We start from the raw sequence: 18,473 nt of genomic DNA, 5'->3' as shown, positions 1-18,473 counted from the left end.
CACCCCGGAATGTCTTCAAGGGGCGCGGCCGGGCACGCTTCGACACGGCCGAGATGGTCTATGTCCTGGAGGACGTGTTGATCGAACTCCGGCCGCACGGGGCTCTCTGGACGGCCAGCCTGCCGGTGGGCGGGACCCTGGATGTCACGCTGAACGACGCGAGCGGACCCTGGGTGTGGAGATTTACGGATGAGACTCCTCATCCATCCATGCGTTGAGTTCGTCCACCGTCATGCCGAGTGGCGTTCCTCCCTCGACATGACCCGAAACCACCTCCGACCCCTGCTGTGGCTGGCGCTGTGCGCCACCCTGGCGACGACTGCCGCCGGCTGTGCCAATGAGCTGACCGAGGCCAACCGGCCCTGTCCCTGCTCCGAGGGCTGGATGTGGCTGAACGCCACGTGCTCCGGAGACCCGTCGGACAGCGGCGTCGTTCCATCGTGGGGAGGCGTCCTCTCCCTCATCGCTTCCTTCCTGGCCGCTGCCTCAAGCGCCACGCTCGCCTCCTGCTCACCTGCTTGGGGGAATGCCCTGGTCGGGTGCGCGCCCAAGTGCCATGCGCGTCCGGCGCGTGGCTTCTTCGAGGGAGAGTGCGTGCAAAGGAAGAGCTTTTCCCTGCTGCCCTTGCTGGCGGTGGGACTGGTGTGGGCCGTTTCGGGCTGCCGCTCGGAGCCGCCCGTGGCCGCGGAGACCCAGGGCTCTGCGCGGTTCGTGAGCCATGTCGAGCCGTCGCTGGTGTCCACCGGTGTGGAGCGGGTGTCCGTCACGCTCGAGCTGCCGGACGAGGACTTCTCGCGCACCCTGCTCCTGGAGAACGTGGGCGGCGAGTGGACCGGGACGATGGCGGGCATCCCCGCGGGCGAGGGCCGCACCTTCACCGCCGAGGCCTTCGGCGCCGACGGGACGAAGCTCTTCGCGGGCGACGACCGAGGAGGTGCGGGCAGACCTGTACGACCCGGACACGGGCACGTGGAGTCAGGGGAGGGACAACAGCACGCCGCGCTCGTACCACCAGGCGGCGCTGTTGCCCTCCGGGCAGGTGCTGGTGGTGGGCGGCGGCGACGGCGACGGCTACGCCCTGGGGATGCTCTACACCCCCTGAGCTGGATAGGACGCGCGAAGCCCTCGAACGCCTGGCCCTCCGCAGGACCGCGTCCGACTTCAACCCTCTCATGGACAGTCCGCAGACGCGGTAATAGAGCAGCACCCCCATGAGCACACTGCAGGAGCGAATCGAGAACGCGGAGCTGTTGGCCAAGGTCGTCCCGGTAGAAGAGGCGGTGAAGCACGTCACCGACGGCAACACCGTGGCCATTAGCGGCTTCACCAAGTCGGGTGAGCCCAAGAGCCTCTTCCCGGCACTCGCCCGGCACCTGGCCGAGACAGCGCCCCACTCGCGCATCACCCTGCTGAGCGGCGCCTCGCTCTCGGATGACGTGGAGGGGCCCATGGCCCCCTTCATCCGCAAGCGTGGGCCGTACATGTCCTCGCCCATCTCTCGCAAGCTCATCCACGCGGGGGAGATGGACTTCACCGACGTCCACCTCTCCGCCTTCGCGCGCAACCTGATGTACGGCTTCTACGGTGACATCGACGTCGCCGTCGTCGAGGTGTCGCGCATCCGCGAGGACGGCAGTGTCATCCTCACCTCCTCGGTGGGCGTCTCCGCCGAGGCGCTCTCCCGGGCGCGCAAGGTCATCCTCGAGGTGAACACCGCGTCGCCGGACTACACCGGCTTCCATGACATCGTCGTGCCCGCCGTGCACCCCAAGGTGGGCTGGCCGCTGCCGCTGGTGAACGTGCGCGACCGCATCGGCACGCCCTACGTCGAGTTCGACCGCAGCAAGGTGGTGGCCGTCGTCGAGTCCCGCACACCCGACCACCCGGTGCCCTTCAAGGCCGCGAGCGAGACGGATCGCCGCATCGCGCAGAACGTCATCGACTTCCTCCTCCAGTGCCGCGCGCAGTTCGGCTGGGGCAAGCGCCTGCCCCCCATCCAGTCCGGCGTGGGCAACGTGGCCAACGCCATCATCGGCGAGCTCTACGCGTCCCCCTTCCAGAAAATCCGCTTCTGGACCGAGGTCTTCCAGGACGGAATGCTGCGCTACGTGGAGGATGACGCGAAGTTCGAGAACGCCTCGGCCACCGCGGTCTCCTTCTCGGCCGAGGGGCGCCGGCGCTTCATGGAGCTGTTCGAGCGCTGCCGGGACAAGCTGGTGCTGCGGCCCATGTGGCTCTCCAACAGCCCGGAGATCATCTCGCGGCTGTTCGTCATCGCGATGAACACCCCCATCGAGGTGGACATCTACGGCCACGTCAACTCCACCCATATCGACGGCTCGCGCATCGTCAATGGGTTGGGCGGCTCGGGAGACTTCTTCCGCAACGCCTACCTGAGCATCGTGCACACGCCATCCACCCGGCCGCTGAAGGACGGGCGCGTCGTGAGCTGCGTGATGCCGTACGTGCGGCACATCGACCACACCGAGCACGACATCAAGTGCGTCGTCACCGAGCACGGCTACGCGCTCAACATGGACATCCGCTCGCCCAAGCGGCGCGCCGTGGACATCATCGAGAAGTGCGCGCACCCGCACTTCCGCCCGCTGCTGCACGCCTACCTGAACATGGCGGGCGCGGGAGACGAGCCCCGGGCCACCGACATGAAGGCCCTGGAGGGCTGGTGGCGCGACTACGACGAGGCCTGCCGCAACTTCCCCAAGGGAGGCTGAGGACCCCAGGCCCCCCGCCCACTCCGAAAGCGAACCCCCCAGGAAGACGCAGAAGCTGTCCGTGTTCGCCTGTAGAGTCCTCGCCACGGGGAGGTATCGAAGGACTCGTACCGCCACCGCGCGTGGCGCGGGTGATGACGAAGAGGCCACATGAAGGAGGCCTCGCCCTCGGGGGGCTGTCTCGTCCGGTGGCCGCTGCTGCCGTCTCGTCTATGGTAGGCGCCGCCGAGTTGACACTTCCGGCCTACGGAGTTTGACGGGCGAGGGACGCACGAAGCACAGTCGCTGGACAAGTTCACCCCAAGGCATGCCATGGCCACCCTGCAAGGATCCTTTCTTTGTTGGCTCTCGTGCTCCCTGGTCGGCGCCCTGGCGAGTGGCTGCGCGTCTTCTGCTTCAAGCCGCCGCGAAAACGTCCCCGGAGATAGAGCGTCAGCAACGCAACTGCCGGACGAAAGCGCTTACAGGGACGCCGCAGTGAAGTTTCTCAAGTACCTGGACGCGCAACAGAGAGCGGGCACGAACGTTATCCAAGCGTCTGGAAAGAAAGACGGAATCTACCCCATGTACGAGTGCATGGAGTACGGGTGTCCTGACAGGGTGTTTTGCGAAGAGGTTGGCGCCTATTGCCATGTCACTCACTGCGGGAAGGGAAGTTGTCGCGGGTGTTCAGAGCCATTCCCAGAAATATTCAAGAATCTCGTCTTCAAGCAGTGGTGCAGGTTCGATTGTCTCAAGGGCTCTGTCCGAGCGGGGTCAGCCTTCGGCTTTGTTCCGAGCATCGGAAACATATTTATCGGCCCCTATTGTCTCAAGGACTAAACCCCCACAGACCCCAAGAACGCACCAGAAAAGGGTACAAATGTCTTTAGATCCTGTCAGTGAGAAAGCTGCTCGTATTGCCAGCGCCCTCAATGGACTGGGGCACATCGCATTTGGACACCCACTGGATTGGGCTCGCAGCTCCAAGGGGGATGCGAAGCTAAGAGAAGAATTCCTCGAGGACGCAACGATCGTACTTGATTTGGTTGAAAGCGAGGCGGGCAGAAAATCACCGGCAACTCGCCGCCCTGCGGAGTGCAAGGCCGCGCTCGCTCGGTTTCGTGACGTGGTTCAAACCATTGATTTCGATGATGCCGCGAGCATGGCTACCCTCAAGGCACATGCTCGACAGGCCCTCGAAGCCTTCATGGGGGAAACGTTGCCCGAAACGTTGCCCGAGTGATGATCAACAGGGGCCGGGGCCGCTGTAGACGCCCGTGCGCACGCGGCCCTTGAAGACCCCGAGCGCCGCGGCCATGCCCGTCACGCGCACCTTGCTGTAGCCCCCGCTCACGTTGGCGATCGGGAAGTAGAGCTGGCAATAGGCTGGAAAGGAGATGGGACCCGTGGTCGCCGGGTGCCAGATGCCCGCAGTGGAGACCGTGCCCAACTGCACCCATTTGACGCCGTTGTAACCCCATGCGGTGCCCACGATCGCCACGCTCTTGCACGCGCTCTCCGTCATGGTGGACGCGGGAATGGCCTCGACGAACGCCTCGAACCACTGGTTGTTGACTTGCTGGACCTCGGTGACGAAGCGGTTCGGGCACAACGGCTGGTCATAGGTTCCGTCGTTGGAGGTCCCGGACGTATACGCGAAAGAGCAGTGCGGGTATTGGAAGGTGACCGCCGCGCCGTCTGGCTGGGCCAGCACCACCCCGCTGTTGACGCAACTGTCGTCCACCGCCTGCGTCTGGCTGGCCAGGGAGTCGTCCGTGTCTGGTGCCGAGGACGCGTCATCCTCCAGGGGCGCGCCACAGGCGGTGAGGAGCAGGGTGGCCAGCAGCATCGAGGGGCGTGAGAGGTGTCGCATGGGAGGGCTCCTGAGTGAGTGGGGACGTCGGCGTGTCATGCCGGCTCACTCTCCATGACGTCCGCGCGCGCGGATCTTCCCACCCGGGTTTTTCCACCGGTATTCGCGCAATTAAAAGAGCCCTGACGCAGGGAGCCAGGGCTCGAGGGCCTCCCCGATACAGAGGGCTCACGCTGGCTGCAGCGATGCGCTCACACCCTGCGCGGCGACCATCGCCGGGTAGTCCTTCAAGTCGATGTCGTTGGCGGCATTGTCGGTGGTCTTCAGCATCAGCGCGAACAGCCGCGAGTTCAGGAACCAGTTGCGCAGGCGGATCCCCCGTGCCGTTTTCGGGGCCAGGAAACGGCCTGCGTTGCTGTTGCGGGCAATCTTGGCGTAGCGGCGCATGATCGCGTCGTAGCGGGCGAACGCCACGGTGTGATCGCCACCGGCGGTGGCCAGCTCCCCGGCGAGCACGTAGGCGCCCACGATCGCCAGACCGGTTCCGAAGCCGCCCAGCGTGTTTCCGTATGCGGAGTCACCGACCAGGGCGATGCGGCCCTTGGTGTAGCCATTCATCCGAACCTGGCCGAGCGAATCGAGATAGAAATCACCGAGCGTGCCCAGTTCGGCGAGCATTTCGGGGACCTGCCAGCCGACATCGGCGAAGGTCTCCTGAACGATCCGGCGCTGAGCCGCGACATCATCACGGGCGTAGTCCAGTTCGGACGAGGCGAACATGTACATCTGGTGCGCCTTCGCTCCGCCCTTGACCGCGAGCTTGCCCGGCGCGTTGTGCGCGTGGGCGATGCCCCGCGCCCGCGGCGCGGCCGGATCGTGACCCCACCCGGCAGCCCCGGCGACACAGTAGTAGTAGCCCATGAAGTGGACGAAGTCCTGCTCGGGTCCGAAGGCCAGCCGCCGTACCCGGGAATGGATGCCGTCGGCGCCGAAGACGAGATCAAAGGTGCGTGCGGGCGCCTTCTCGAATTCGACGCGCACGCCGTTGGCGGTCTCGGTGAGCGCGCTGACGGAATCGCCGAACACGTACTCACATCTGTCCGCGGTCCTCCGGTACAGGATTTCGGCCAGGTCCCCGCGCAGGATCTCCACGTCCCCGCCGAGGAAATCGCCTGACATACGAGCCAATTGCCTGCCGGTGGCATCGACGAGCGCCATGTCGGTCTTGCCGGTCTGCCGCCGCTCGATCTCCTCCCGGATGCCCATGCGCTCCAGCACGGTCAGATGGGTGCGGCCCTTGAAGTCGACGGCCTGGCCGCCAGGCCGCAGCGCGGGCGCGCGCTCCACCACGGTGACGTCGTAGCCGTACCGGTCGAGCCAGTAGGCCAGGGCGGGGCCGGCGATGCTGGCTCCGGAGATGAGGGCTGTCGCGTTTCGCATGTGTGGCTCCATTTCTTAATTGCGTCCACCGGACACAATTGAGCGTATGGTAGACACAGTTTTTGATCAAGTCGTTTCCCGGAAGGATCAAGCCATGTCGGCACCGACCACCGTCGAGCTGCTCTGGGGCACCCAGCAGCGGCCCAAGCGCGGGCCGAAACCGTCTCTGTCACTGTCGCGGATCGTCGCGGAGGCCATCTCCCTGGCCGACACCGAGGGACTGGCGAACCTATCGATGCAGCGGCTGGCCGAACGCCTCGGCTGCGCGAAGATGGCGCCGTACCGCTACGTTCCCGGCAAGGCCGAGCTCACCGCGCTGATGCTGGATACCGCCATGGGTGCACCGCCGGAGCTCACGGTGGCGAAAGCGAATTCGACCGAGGAGCCCTGGCGGGCGCAGCTGCGCCGCTGGGCAGTGACGATCTTCGACCGGTATCGCGCGCACCCGTGGACGCTCGAGCTCGCCGTCGGGGCGCGCCCGTTCGGCCCCAACGAGATGGGATGGCTGGAGGCCGCGCTCGGCGCTCTCTCCGGCACCGGCCTGACCGGCGCCGAACGGCTCGACACCGTTGTTCTGCTCAACGGACACGTGCGCAGCCTGGCTCAGCAGGCGACGGCCGGCGGTGGGGACGACCTGGAGCAGCAGCTCACCCGGCAACTCGCCGAGGTCCTGGCCACTCACGGCGACCGCTACCGCGAAGTGACCGCCGCATTCGCGGACTCGGCTGCCGCCTCCGGCCGCGACAACGCCCTGCACTTTGGCATCGACCGCATTCTCGACGGACTCGCCGCACTCGTCGCCCGCCGCGCCAGGAGGCCGGCCCCTGCCCGATAGCACGTGCGGAGCCACGTTGAGCGTCATGGGCGGCTTTGTCCGCGAGGGAATGGGTTGACGAGACCTCGGTGGGCCAGGGAGGAGGGGAGCGCCCCCGCGGGCCTCTCTTCCGCCCATGCTTGCCGGGAGGGCGATGGAGCACATTCCCGCCGGACAGGTTGGCCAAGGCGCCATGCTACGATGCCCTGTGTCCTCGACGACCCCTCCCTCCGTGGTTGGCTCGCAGCCCGGAGCCCCCTCGTCCCGCCAGCGCCGCCTCCAGCTCGCACTGGTGTGCGTCTGCGCGGCCCTCGCCTACGCCAACACCCTCGGCAATCAGTTCGCCTGGGTGGATGCCCTGCTCATCGAGTCCAATCCCTGGATCCGGGACTTCCAGCACCTGGGTGACATCTTCGGCTCCGACCTGTGGGCCAGCTCCCCGGAACTGGGCCTGAGCCGCAACTACTACCGGCCCCTCGTCCACGTCACCTTCCTGCTGTGCCGCGCCGTCTTCGGCCTGAAGCCCTGGGGCTACCACCTGCTGCTCCTCGTGGGGCATGTGATCGTCTCCGGGCTCGTCTACCAGGTGGGATGGCTCTTCTGCACACGGCGCCAGACGGGTCCGCTCGCCGCGCTCGCCGCGGGACTGCTCTTCGCCGTCCACCCCATCCACACCGAGGCCGTGGCCTGGATCAGCTCCGTGAACGACGTGGCCATGGTCATGGGCATGTTGGGCGCGGCGTGCTGGATGATGACCTCCGGGCCCGGACTGACTGGACGCGGCATCCTCGCGGGGCTGGCGCTCCTCTTCGCCCTGCTCTTCAAGGAGCCCGCGGTGTTGCTGCCCGCCATGCTCTTTGTCTACGACTTCGTGACCGGCGGCCGGGCCTGGAGCCTCCGTCAGTGGATGGGCCGTTATGCGCCCCTGCTCGTGGCGCTCGTCCTCTACGCGGCGCTGCGGCTGCCCGCGCTGTCGGGCTCGCCACGAACGCTCCATCACATGAGCCTCGGGACGTGGGGGTTGATCCTCAACATCCCGCCCCTGCTGGCCCAGTACCTCGGCGGACTCGTCCTGCCACTCGAGCTCAACGCCGTCCATGTCTTCACGCCCATCGCGTCGCCCGCGGATCCCCACCTGCTCGCGGGCGTGGGCGCGCTCGTCGGGATCGTGCTCGTGGCCATCCTCCTCTGGCGCCATGCACCCACGGCGTTCGTGGCCCTGGCCTGGTGTCTGCTCGCGATGGTGCCGCAGCTCTACATCCCCGCGCTTGGCGTCAACGCCTTCGCCGAGCGCTACCTCTATCTGCCCTCGGTGGGCTTCGTCCTCCTGGTGGGGTGGATGGTGGAGGCGCTGGAGCGTCGGCGGCCCGAGGCGAGGCCGTGGCTGCTCGGGGGGCTGGCCACGGTGGTGGTGGCCGGGGGCGTGGTCACCGCCCTGCGCAACCGGGTCTGGTACGACGACCTCTCCCTGTGGAGCGACACCGCGAGCAAGTCTCCCGAGGAAATCTCCGTGCAGGCAGGACTGGGCACCGCCCTGCTCAAGCGAGGCCAGGTCGCCCAGGCCATTGAGCACCTGGAGCGCGCCCGGATGAGCGGCCCCGACGTGCTCAACGACCTGGGGCTGGCCTACGCCCAGACAGGACGGCTGCCCGAGGCGGAAACGGTCCTGCGCGAGGCGGTCCGGCTCAAGCCGGGGGAGGCTGGCACCTGGCTCAACCTGTGTCTGGTGCTCAAGAACCTGAAGCAACTGCCGCAGGCCCTCGAGTCCTGTGAGACCGCGGCCCGGCTCAAGCCGCGCATGCCGGAGATCCGCACCAGCCTGGGACAGGTATTGTGGCTCCAGGGCCGCGTCAGCGAAGCCGAGCAGCAACTCCAGGAGGCTCTGGCCTTGAAGCCCGATTCCGCGTCGGCGCGCCGTCTGCTGGAGCGTATCGCCCAGGATCGGAAGCGGGACTCGGAGCGGCCTCGTGTCGAGGCCCGGCCCTGACTCCCCAGCTCGTGCCAGGGCCGCGAGCTGCGTACATCCCCAGCGCCACGGTCGCGAGGACGATGAGCCCCGCCCAGGCATGTCCTGACGCGGCCTCGACCCATGTTCCGAGCGGTGTGCTCACATCGAACGCTCGTTCGATAATCCAACCACACGCAGCGGCCCCGCCCACCCCCGCGCCGGTGATGCGCAGGACGGTGAAGCCCGGCGCACGGCTCCAGAGCAGGAGCCAGGGCAGCACCAGCACCACCACTGCGGCCTGCATCGCCTCGATGCCCAGGTTGAAGCCCAGGATGCTCAGCGCCAGCGCCCACGAGTCGAACCCCTGGCCCGCGAGCACCGTCGCGAACGCGAGCCCGTGCACGAGCCCGAACGCGGCCGCCACGAAGCGCTCGCGGCCCGGGAAGAGCGGGCGCACCGCGTGCACCGCGGACACGAGGATGCTCACCGCGATGAGCACCTCCACGGGTTGGCTCGGCAGGCGGAGCACCCCCAGCGCGGCGGCCGCCAGCGTGAGCGAGTGGCCCACGGTGAAGGCCGTCACCACCCAGAGGATCCGTCCGAGACTCGCGCGCAGGCGGTCCGCCTCCCGCCAGCGTCCCGTGCGCGCGAGCAACGGCGCGGGCAGCAGCAGCACGAGCAGGAAGAGCAGGTGGTCCGTCCCCTCGGCGATGTGACGCGTGCCGAGGAGGAAGACGCCCCGGAACCCCGTCCACCAGGAGCCGTGCGTCCGATCGATGACGAGCGATGGGCTCTGGGGGCTCACCGCTCCGAGCATCTCCTGGCCCTCGCCGAACAGGGCGCTGTGGAAGTCGCGCCGCACCGACACGAGCGCCCGGTGGTTCATCACCTGGTGCAGCACGAGGGTGTCGGTGAGCGTGAACGCGCGCGACGAGCCTCCTTGTGGTGGCCGGAGCGTGACGTGCGCCACGAGGCAGTCGCCATCCTCCACGCGCTGCACGCCGATGGAGCCCACCTCCACCGAGAAGGGCTGACCCTCCGGCGTGCTCGCCCCGAAGTGCTCCCGGACATAGGCCGGCAGCTCCGCGGCGCGCTCGCGCATCACCTCCGCCGGTACCGCGCTGAAGGACCGCGTCAGCGCGAGCGCCAGTTGATCCAGGGGCATCTGGATCTCGGCATGCACCGAGCTCTCTCCGATGTCGAGGATCACGGCCGTGTTGCGCACGAGGTGCGCCCGGGCGGACAGCCCCGCGAGGAGCAGCGCGAGGCCCACCGGCCACGCCCAGCGCCTCGCGGGACTCCTGGAAGGGAAGGCCCTCACTGCTTCAGCTCGTCGCCGTAGTCCGTCTGCTTGTCCCGGTAGATGGTGTGGTAGTGCGTGCCGGGGAGGATGACGCCCGCCTGGCAGGCCACTTCGAGCCACACCCGGGGCCCGTCGATGCGCATGTACGTGCCGTTCACGTCCACGTTGGGACCCGCGGACTTCGTGCCGCCCCAGGCCACATACGTGTGGGCGTAGGCGTCCGCCGACGTGTAGGCCGCCACGAGCGGATCGGAGATCGCGGGCGCGAAGTCGCTCACCCACTTCCGGATGGCCGCTGTCACCAGCGCCTGCTGGCTCGCGGAGAGGGTGGAGACGAGCACGCCGGCCTGGGCGGGGAAGATGACCTTGGAGTAGCTGCCGGTCCCGTACTCCACGGGCCCGAGCACGACGTCGGAGAACGTCTGGCCCTCGAGGTAGGCGCTGGCGAGCTGCTCGGTGCTGAGGGAGCCGTACAGGGCGATCATCGCGGCGCCCTCGTCCTCGAGCGGTGCGTAGGTGCCGCCATCCAGGGTGAAGGCCGCCTTGGGCTCCACGCCGAGGTGGTTGGGCGTCGGGTAGCCCGTGCCGTTGAGGTACGTCACGTTGTAGGCCATGTGGTGGCCGCCAATCTGGAGCATCCAACTGCCCGTCGTGGACGGCGTGCCGATGAACGCGATGATGTAATTGGCCGAGGAGTACCCGCCGCCGGCCCCGCCACCGCCGCTCGGGGGACCGCCGCCACCATCCGGGGGACCGCCGAGACCGCCGTCCGGGGGGCCACCGCCGCCGCCCGGGGGACCGCCGCCACCCGAGCCTCCACCTTGTGCACCAAGGTAGTCATCCGCCGCGAAGATGCCCGTCATGTCCGTGTAGCCTTCGGTGGTGAGCACGAGCGAGGCGAGGTTCTGCGCGGCCGCCTTGCTCTCGGCGCTCAGCTCGCCCCACTTCACTCCACTGCGGGTGACGCCGGGCAGGTTGGACCAGCGCGTCTTGGCCACCGAATCCGTCCAGGCGTACACGACCGAGGTCCGCTGGGCCTCCGTCAGCGTGGCGAGGAAGGCGTTGGACGCGCAGACCACCTGCTCGACGTGCGTCGTGGCGGCCGAGCAATCCGGGGTGTTTGTCTCTCCTGCGTCGGTTTCGACCCCCGCGTCGGACGTGGAGCCCGTCTCCGAGTCATCCTTGCAGGCGGCAAGGGCCAGGAACGAGCAGCTCGCTCCGAGCCACATCCACCTCACAACACGTCTTGGCATTGTTTGCTCCAGGTACACATCCATGGAGAGTCAGCTCTACCCACGAATCCTTAAGGAGTTCTGACGGGCGGCTTCTTCAAAACGAGGCCGCGGCCCGGGGAGGGGTAGACTCCGGGCCGCGGTCCTCGAGGGCGCCTCAGTGGCGTCCTTCACCCTCGGGGCGGCGCGCGGGCATCTCCACGGCGGTGCCGTCGAGCGTCGCCGTACCGCAGTCCGGACCGAAAACGAGCACGTGGGTCGTCCCGTCACTGCTGGCGCGCGTCAGCGTCCCGGACGTCGGCCACGGGCACACGTTCCTCGGCGGCCGCACGATGTTGTCGAGCGTCACCGTCCCCTGCGTGCCATCGAGGAACTCCTCGGTGTACGAACCGTTGAGGGTCCGCACGGGCGGCGTGTCGCTGGAGAACGCGACGCTCAGGGCACCGCTCAGGTGCACCGAGCGCACCACCGTGCCCGATGCGTCGGTGAGCGTCCGGGTCACGTCCGCCTGCGTGGCCTTCTGCTGCGGCGGGGCGCCCTCGACGAGCTGCGCGCTCGAGGTGCTGGTGCCCTGCACCGTCGAGACGTTGCCCTCTTCGTCCGTGCGCGAGATCTGGAACGTCACGGACTGGTCCTGCGTCACGGCGCCCTCGCAGCCATCGGGCGTCGAGTACGTGTACGTGATGTCCACCGTGCCGGTGGAGGGGCCCGCATGCGGCCCGTGGTCTCCATTCTTGTCGGACGGAGGAGGCGCGCTCCCGTCGGCGGGAGGCTGGCCGCCACCCCCGTGTCCACCGCCACCCGAGGTCGGGCGCACCCCTCCCTCGGTGCTTCCCTGCGGAGGAGGCTGGCCGCCACCCCCGTGTCCGCCGCCATCCCCGTGTCCGCCCCCACCGGGCCGCTCGGGCGCCGCGCAGTCCGTCCACTCGAGGTGGACCGTGGCCGGCAGGCTCTTGCCGCAGACATCCACGGACGTGATGTCCGGGCTCGAGTCACAGTGGAAGCCCTCCACCGCGTCCGTGCGCAGCGCGTTCGTCCCGCGCATCAGGCTCGCGACCTCCACCGCATCGCTCGAATCCGAGGAGGCTTCCACCGCCTGGGACACTCCCGTCGTGGCGTCCTCCGTCGTCGTCGACGAAGAGCTGCAACCCCCCATCACCGCGCCCGCGACGAGTGCACCCACCGCGATCCACGGACCGCCCTTCTTCTTGTGCGTCATTTGCCATCCCTTGTGTTTCGGTTCCGGCCCACTTCCGCCTGCACCCCTGGGACGAGGAGGCTGAATTTCGTGTTCCCGGCACCATTTCCCGGTGCCTTGCGGAAGGACCCACGCGGGCGGCTACACTGGAGGCGTTGAGTGAGAACGACGAACTCCGCGCACTGATCTCCGAAGCCCAGGATGGCAACGTCCGAGCCTTCGAGCTCCTCGTGTCGTCGCACCTGCCCCAGGTACGCCGCTTCGCACGCGCCTTCGCGTCATCGGACGCGGACGCGGACGACCTGGCGCAAGAGGCCCTGGTGAAGGTCTACAAGAACCTGCGCTCGTTCCGTTTCCAGGCCGCCTTCAAGACGTGGCTCTACTCCGTGGTCCGCAACGTCTTTTTCGATGCCGCGCGCAGTCGCGCGGGCCGGGAGCGCTCCCTGGAAGAGCCTCTCGAGGGGGGCCACGCCCAGGCTCCATCGGGCGCCGAGCCCGCTGACGAGGGGCTGGCCCGCGCCGAGGAGCGCCAGCGGTTGTGGCGCGCCCTGCGACAGCTTCCGGTCGAGTTCCGCACCGCGGTGGTACTCTTCGACGTGGAAGGGCACTCCTATGAGGAGGTGTCCGCCATCGAGGGAGTGCCCATGGGAACGATCAAGTCGCGCCTGTCGCGAGGCCGGGCGATGCTGCGGACCCTCCTGGCGGGCGGGCGGGAGCCCGATTCCCTGGCTGGCGGTGAGGACGTGGGAACATCTGATACCGGCGTTTCGTCCCAGGGACGTAGGAGTGGAAGATGACCGAGTCCGAAGAATCCCAGGAGCGCGCGCTGCGAGAGCGCCTGGCGGCGCTGCGGGAGGACCCGGCTGGGCTCGATTTCCAGGCCACGCTCCACCGCCGGCTGGTGGCGGCGGGCCCGCCGGATCCCGCCCCGGGGTGGGACCGTGTGCGGTGGCTCTTCCGCCGGGGCGCGCCGTGGCTGTGGCCGGTGCTCGGTGTGGCCGCGGGCATTGCCGCCTTCCTCCTGATGAGCGCGCTGCGGCAGTCCTCGCTCCCGCCGGCCGAGGTCGCCGAGGCCTCGCGCCCGCTCGCGGAGCCAGGCACCCAGGTTCCAGTCAGCAAGGTGGCGGTCATCAAGCTGGACTTCACGGCGGACGTGGCCGTGGAGCAGGCGGACTTCCAGGTGAGCCTGCCCGAGGGCCTGTCGTTCTGGGCGGACGGACGGGAGCTCGAGATGCGCTCCTTCGCGTGGACCCAGGCGCTGAGCGCGGGGAGCAACGTCATCCCCATCGCGGTGCGCGGGCAGAGGCCGGGCCGCTACCGGGTGACGGCCCAGGCGCGCACGGGCAGCCAGAGAATCGAGCACGAGGTGGTGCTGGAGGTGACGGACGGATGAACAGGCTCCGAGCACAGCTCCCAGCAGTCCTCGTCGCGCTCGTCCTGTTCGTGGGTGGGGCCGCGTTCGCACAGACGCGGGAGACTCCCGCGCCAGGAGCGGAGACCGGAGCGGCGCGTGCGCCGGAGGCTCCACCGCCCGCACCGCCGCCGCCCGCACCGGAGTCACGCAGCCCGGAGCCGCGCGCCCACGTGCGCAGCTCTCACACGGTGGACGTCATCGCCCCGGGCGAGCAGGTGGACACGATCCTCGGCCGGATGCGCGTGGAGCACTCCTCGCCGCCTCCACGGGGTGACACGGCCCGGCCGCCGCCCGGCCCGGAGTCCCGCGGGCCACATGGCCAGGAGCCTCGCGGTCCTCCCTCGGGCCCGGGCCGCTCGGGTCAGCCGCGTCCGGGTGAGGAGGGGCGGGGGCCGCATCCCTCGCCGCGGACCGACGGCACCCAGCCGCCTCCCTCCTCTCAGCCGCCGCCCGCTCCGCCGTCACGATGATGGTTGCTCCAGTGCTCACGCTGGTGGCGATGCTGATCGCAGCCGATCCGCTCGCCGAGGCGAAGCAGGCGTTTGCCGAGAGTCGATACGGAGAAGCGGAGCGGTTGGCGCTGCAAGCCGAGCAGCCCCCGCGGCTCGGTGCCGCGCTCTACCTGGTGGGGCTGGCGCGCTTCCGAGCTGGCCGGCCCGCCGAGGCGTTGGAGGCCTTCGATGCCGCGGGACGGGCAGAGGACGCGCCTGCACGCGCCCCATGGAGCTTCAACCGGGGCGCCTGTCTCTACAAGCTCGAGCGCTTCGCCGAGGCCGAGCAGGCCTTCCTCGAAGCCACGGCGGATGAGTCCCTCGCACGCATCGCCTGGGTGAACGCGGGCTTCGCCGCGCTCGACGCGGGCGCTCCCGAGCGCGCCGCTCGGTGGGCGGAGCGGGCGAGACCGGGTGCCTCCGAGCAGGAAGCCGCGCTGGTGGAGGAACTGCTCTCCCTTGTGGCGAGCGAGCAGGGACGCGGCGAGGACGCGGAGGCCGCGGAGGATGAGGCGTACCGTCAGGGCCTCGCCGCCTTCGACGCGGGGCGCTTCGAGGAGGCGCGTGCCTTCTTCCTCCAGGCCGCGAGGCGGGATCCCACCTCCGGCCGGGCGCTGCTCATGGCGGGGGCCTCGGCCTACCGGATGGGTGAGCGCGAGGAGGCGCGAGTGGACATCACCTCGGCGCTCGCGTTGCTGCTGGAGCCTCGAGACAGGCAGACCGCGCTCGACTACCTCGACCGGCTCTCCTTCGGGTTGCGAGCCAATGGCCGGGGGCTCTGGGGGTCGGTGGAGGCGGGCCTGGGCTTCGACAGCAACGTGTTTCAGGTCGGCGTCGCGGCGCGCGACGTCTCCGGGGCGAGCTCGGACGTGCCGACCGCGAGCGCTTTCGTGGAGGCAGGGCTCGGGTTTCTGGCCCACCTCCGGCTGTCGGACGTGGTGTTCCTCGACCTCTCCTACGGCGGGACGCAGCGGGCGTACACGCTGAGCTCGGCCCAGGACTACTCGCTGCAACTTCACCGCGCGACCGTGGCCGTGGAGTGGGAAGCGCCCCACCGCATCCGCCTGGGCGCCTCGACCTGGGGGGACGCGTTCTTCACCGGCCTGTCGGACTTCCGCGGACTGCAGGCCTCCGTGAGTGGCTCGGCATGGCTCGCGCTGGACGAGAGCGAACGGACGAGCACCCGGCTCGACGTGTCCTTCACTCACAAGATCGGACTCGGCAGCGAGTTCAGCTACCTCAGTGGACAGCGCCTGGATGCGATGCTGTCCCAGGAGCTTCGTTTCCAGGCCCTGGTGATGACGGCGTGGTACCGCTACCGCGAGGACCGGATCGGGACGCTGGTGCAGGCCGTGTCCGGAGAGACCACGGATACGACGCAGGAGTACGTCATTCCCTATGCCTGGGCCGGGCATGCCGCGGGAGCGTCCGCGCGCCTGGTGTTGTGTGCGCGGTTCGACGCGGGCCTGGACGCCGAGGCGGAGTGGCGCAACTACCTGAGCGACAGCTACCTGCGAGTCCTGGCGGCCGACGGGAGCGTGGAGGAGTGGGGACACCGCCGGCGCGAGGATTTCCGCTTCGTCCTCGTCCCCTCCGTGAGCGCCCGGTTGTCGAAACATCTGAGGCTCTCCGCCCGGTACGAATTGCTGGTGAACACGTCCAACGTGGACACGCGGCTCGCGGACTCCGCCGGTACATGCACGGCGCCAGATTTCGTGTGCCACCGCTACGACTACACGAACGGGAACTACCAGAAGCACGTGCTGATGCTGGAGCTGGGCGCCACGTGGTGAGCCCGCAGGCGAGCACGACGAGTATTTCAATGTGATCTCGTGACAGGGCATGGCGCCTGCTCCAGCTCGGGTGCGCTCGACGCTGAAGGTGGGACGAGAGCCCTTCGCGTGGTGTTCCCGGCCACGGAATTTCTTTTGGGAAGCACCGCCTCGACCCTCTTCGGAGGGATGCAAAGGGGCCTCTTCCGACATCGCACACCGCACCGCAACCTCGCGCTCGGCCACGGCATCCACCTGTGCACGGGACGCGCGCTCGCTCTCATCGAGCTCGAGGTGGTGTTCCGCACGCTGTTCCGGCGCGTCCCCACCCTGCGCCTGGCCGTGCCCGTCGAGGACATCCCCTTCAAGAAGGAGGACAACCTGCTCGGCGCGTACGAGATGCCGGTCACCTGGTAGCGGTTTCACTGGGGGAACACTGGGTCCCTCCGTGCAGATCGGCCGCGCTCCCAGTGACTTCCCCGGGTCGCGCTGATGACCTACTTGGGGTGTCATAGAATGCGCGACCGCATGACTGCACAGCGACCTTGTCGCACCTGCGGGAGCCCTCTTCCGGATGGGGCGAAGGAATGTCCTCGGGACGGGACTCCCGTCGGCCAGGAAGCCTCCGCCGACGAGGTCTGGGAGTCCACCGTCCGTAAGGACGTGCTGGTGGGCCACCAGATTGGCGAGTACGTGGTGCGCCGCCGCATCGGCAGCGGTGGCATGGGCGTCGTCTACGAGGGCGAGCACCCGGTCATCGGCCGCAAGGTCGCCATCAAGTTCATCCGCCCGGATTCCTCGGGCGGCGTCCGCTCGAGAGAGCTGGTGGGCGAGGCCCGCGCGGCGAGCGCCATCCGCCACCGCGGCATCATCGACATCTTCGGCTTCGGCACGCTCCCGGGCATCGGCCAGTACCTGGTGATGGAGTTCCTCAACGGCCGGCCGCTCGACGAAGTCATCATGGACCGGGCGCCGATACCGCCCGCCGAGGTCATCCGGTTCGCCATCGAGATGCTGGGCGCGCTGGCAGCGGCGCACGCCGTGGGCGTCATCCACCGCGACCTCAAGCCGGGCAACATCTTCGTCGTCCTGGAGTCGAGCGGCTCGGAGAACGTGAAGGTGCTCGACTTCGGGCTCGCCAAGCAGGGGGCCACGCCGAACGGCTCCACGCCGCAGTCGAGCGAGAACATGGTCGTCGGCACCCCCGAGTACATGGCCCCGGAGCAGGCCTGTGGCCAGGAGGTGAGTCCGCGCACCGACCTGTACGCGGTGGGCATCATCCTGTTCGAGATGCTCACCGGGCGGCTGCCCTTCCGGGGCGACTCGCCGATGCAGACGGCCATCATGCAGGTGCAGACCCCGCCGCCCGCGCCCTCGTCCTTCGTGGACGGACTGCCGTCCGAGCTCAACGCGCTCGTCCTCCGGTTGCTGGCGAAGGAGCCCGAGCGGCGGCCCGCCTCGGCGGAAGCGGTGGAGCGCGAGCTGAAGGCCATCTCCAAGATGCTGGCCTTCGAGATGACCCGCCTGTCCGGGTTCGCCCGGGCCATCCCGGAGCCCACCCCCGAGCCCGTCTCCGCGGTGCGTGCCCAGGTCCCGCAGGGGACCCCCGGCACGGGTGCGCAGCGCGGTGGGACCCGTCAGCACGTGGCGGCCCCGGCTTCAGAGACGGTGGAGGCTCCGCGGACCAGCTCGCGTCCAGCGCTCACCCCACCGCCCGCCGAGGCGCCTGTCCGGAGCAAGCGTCCGGCGGCCCCCCCGCGTCCCCAGACCGCGCGCTCGCAGCCCGCGCAGGAGCCGGCTCCTCGTACTCAGCGTCTCATGGAGGAACCACCGCGGGAGGTGCGCCGCGGCGCGAAGGCCCCTGACACCGTGCGGATTGCCCGGATGGAACGGCGGGTACCGGCGGAAAGGGCGGCGATGGTGCCCGCGGAACCGACGGTTCGCGCGGGACGGCGGGGAACGGAACTGGTTCTGTCGTCAGCGGTGTCTGGACGGCTGGGATGGGCGGCACCGGATCGATCGGCGGTAACGGACCCGGAGGTGGAGGTGGTGGTGGAGGCGGCGCATTCCTGATCCACGACGGCACCAAGCTCTGCGGGTTCTCGAATCCCGGCGGCGGAGGCGGCTCAGGTGGCGGAGGAGGTTGCGGCGGTCTTGGTGGCACCGGCGGTCACGGCGGGGGCGCGTCCATCGCGCTGCTGCTGTCGAACGCTCGCGTTCAGGCTACCGCGCTGACGCTTCAGCCCGGCTCTGGCGGCAACGGGGGCCCGGGCGGTTCGGGCGGGAAGGGCGGACTGGGCGGGGCGGGAGGTCAGGGAGGTTTCGGCTTCGACA

The 18,473-nt window shown here is 68.9% G+C and carries 16 protein-coding genes and 1 pseudogene; 12 read left to right on the top strand and 5 right to left on the bottom strand.

The window, feature by feature from the left end; genetic code table 11:
• The 4 genes from DAT35_RS59605 to DAT35_RS58585 form a co-directional block, all read left to right on the top strand.
• On the top strand, positions 1-218 hold a 218-nt coding region (locus tag DAT35_RS59605; protein WP_158502309.1), incomplete at its 5' end, for a hypothetical protein.
• A gap of 716 nt (positions 219-934) precedes the next feature.
• Positions 935-1,102 carry a kelch repeat-containing protein gene (locus DAT35_RS59600; RefSeq protein WP_158502307.1) on the top strand — a complete coding sequence of 56 codons (168 nt, stop codon included), beginning with the start codon at positions 935-937 and terminating at the stop codon, positions 1,100-1,102.
• A gap of 109 nt (positions 1,103-1,211) precedes the next feature.
• The gene (locus tag DAT35_RS53880; RefSeq protein ID WP_108077281.1) at positions 1,212-2,732 is read left to right on the top strand and encodes an acetyl-CoA hydrolase/transferase C-terminal domain-containing protein; all 1,521 of its coding nucleotides are present in this window, start codon (positions 1,212-1,214) and stop codon (positions 2,730-2,732) included.
• 862 nt (positions 2,733-3,594) lie between these two features.
• Entirely contained in the window at positions 3,595-3,957 is a 363-nt protein-coding gene (locus DAT35_RS58585) for a hypothetical protein (RefSeq protein WP_146210258.1), read from the top strand.
• Positions 3,958-3,960: 3 nt separating this feature from the next.
• Here DAT35_RS58585 and DAT35_RS53875 read toward each other — a convergent pair whose 3' ends face one another.
• Positions 3,961-4,587 (bottom strand): hypothetical protein, encoded by a 627-nt coding sequence (locus DAT35_RS53875; protein WP_108077280.1) that lies wholly within the window; start codon positions 4,585-4,587, stop codon positions 3,961-3,963.
• Between the two features lie 168 nt (positions 4,588-4,755).
• Entirely contained in the window at positions 4,756-5,967 is a 1,212-nt protein-coding gene (locus DAT35_RS53870; protein WP_108077279.1) for an FAD-dependent monooxygenase, read from the bottom strand.
• Between the two features lie 94 nt (positions 5,968-6,061).
• On the opposite strand from DAT35_RS53870, the gene DAT35_RS53865 reads away from it, so the two are divergent.
• The gene (locus DAT35_RS53865) at positions 6,062-6,802 is read left to right on the top strand and encodes a TetR/AcrR family transcriptional regulator (RefSeq protein ID WP_108077278.1); all 741 of its coding nucleotides are present in this window, start codon (positions 6,062-6,064) and stop codon (positions 6,800-6,802) included.
• Between the two features lie 187 nt (positions 6,803-6,989).
• On the top strand, positions 6,990-8,768 hold the full coding sequence (locus tag DAT35_RS53860; RefSeq protein ID WP_108077277.1) for a tetratricopeptide repeat protein: 1,779 nt from the start codon (positions 6,990-6,992) through the stop codon (positions 8,766-8,768).
• A gap of 223 nt (positions 8,769-8,991) precedes the next feature.
• On the opposite strand, the pseudogene DAT35_RS61620 reads toward DAT35_RS53860, so the two are convergent.
• The 3 genes and pseudogenes from DAT35_RS61620 to DAT35_RS60340 all read right to left on the bottom strand — a co-directional run.
• Positions 8,992-9,546, bottom strand: a pseudogene (locus DAT35_RS61620) (HupE/UreJ family protein); the annotation flags it as partial.
• A gap of 500 nt (positions 9,547-10,046) precedes the next feature.
• On the bottom strand, positions 10,047-11,285 hold the full coding sequence (locus DAT35_RS53850) for a DUF3500 domain-containing protein (protein WP_158502305.1): 1,239 nt from the start codon (positions 11,283-11,285) through the stop codon (positions 10,047-10,049).
• A 136-nt stretch (positions 11,286-11,421) separates the two neighbouring features.
• Positions 11,422-12,483, bottom strand: coding sequence for a hypothetical protein (locus DAT35_RS60340; protein WP_199243284.1), 1,062 nt, complete (start codon positions 12,481-12,483; stop codon positions 11,422-11,424).
• Positions 12,484-12,617: 134 nt separating this feature from the next.
• On the opposite strand from DAT35_RS60340, the gene DAT35_RS53840 reads away from it, so the two are divergent.
• The 6 genes from DAT35_RS53840 (at position 12,618) to DAT35_RS53815 (ending at position 18,212) form a co-directional block, all read left to right on the top strand.
• A complete protein-coding gene (locus DAT35_RS53840) occupies positions 12,618-13,259 on the top strand; it encodes an RNA polymerase sigma factor (RefSeq protein WP_158502303.1) in 642 nt (213 codons plus the stop codon).
• Entirely contained in the window at positions 13,256-13,855 is a 600-nt protein-coding gene (locus tag DAT35_RS53835; RefSeq protein WP_108077273.1) for a hypothetical protein, read from the top strand. Before DAT35_RS53840 ends, DAT35_RS53835 begins: the two co-directional genes overlap by 4 nt.
• On the top strand, positions 13,852-14,346 hold the full coding sequence (locus DAT35_RS53830) for a hypothetical protein (protein WP_108077272.1): 495 nt from the start codon (positions 13,852-13,854) through the stop codon (positions 14,344-14,346). The genes DAT35_RS53835 and DAT35_RS53830 overlap by 4 nt, the downstream gene beginning before the upstream one ends.
• A 29-nt stretch (positions 14,347-14,375) precedes the next feature.
• On the top strand, positions 14,376-16,160 hold the full coding sequence (locus tag DAT35_RS53825; RefSeq protein ID WP_158502301.1) for a tetratricopeptide repeat protein: 1,785 nt from the start codon (positions 14,376-14,378) through the stop codon (positions 16,158-16,160).
• Positions 16,161-16,328: 168 nt separating this feature from the next.
• The gene (locus DAT35_RS53820; RefSeq protein WP_233262246.1) at positions 16,329-16,556 is read left to right on the top strand and encodes a hypothetical protein; all 228 of its coding nucleotides are present in this window, start codon (positions 16,329-16,331) and stop codon (positions 16,554-16,556) included.
• A 111-nt stretch (positions 16,557-16,667) separates the two neighbouring features.
• Positions 16,668-18,212, top strand: coding sequence for a serine/threonine-protein kinase (locus DAT35_RS53815; RefSeq protein ID WP_158502299.1), 1,545 nt, complete (start codon positions 16,668-16,670; stop codon positions 18,210-18,212).
• The last annotated feature ends 261 nt before the right edge of the window (positions 18,213-18,473 follow it).

The sequence above is a fragment of the Vitiosangium sp. GDMCC 1.1324 genome (genome assembly GCF_003044305.1).
Lineage (GTDB): Bacteria > Myxococcota > Myxococcia > Myxococcales > Myxococcaceae > Archangium.
The sequence above is the reverse complement of the archived record's forward strand: the minus strand, read 5'-3'. Positions and strand labels throughout refer to the sequence as shown.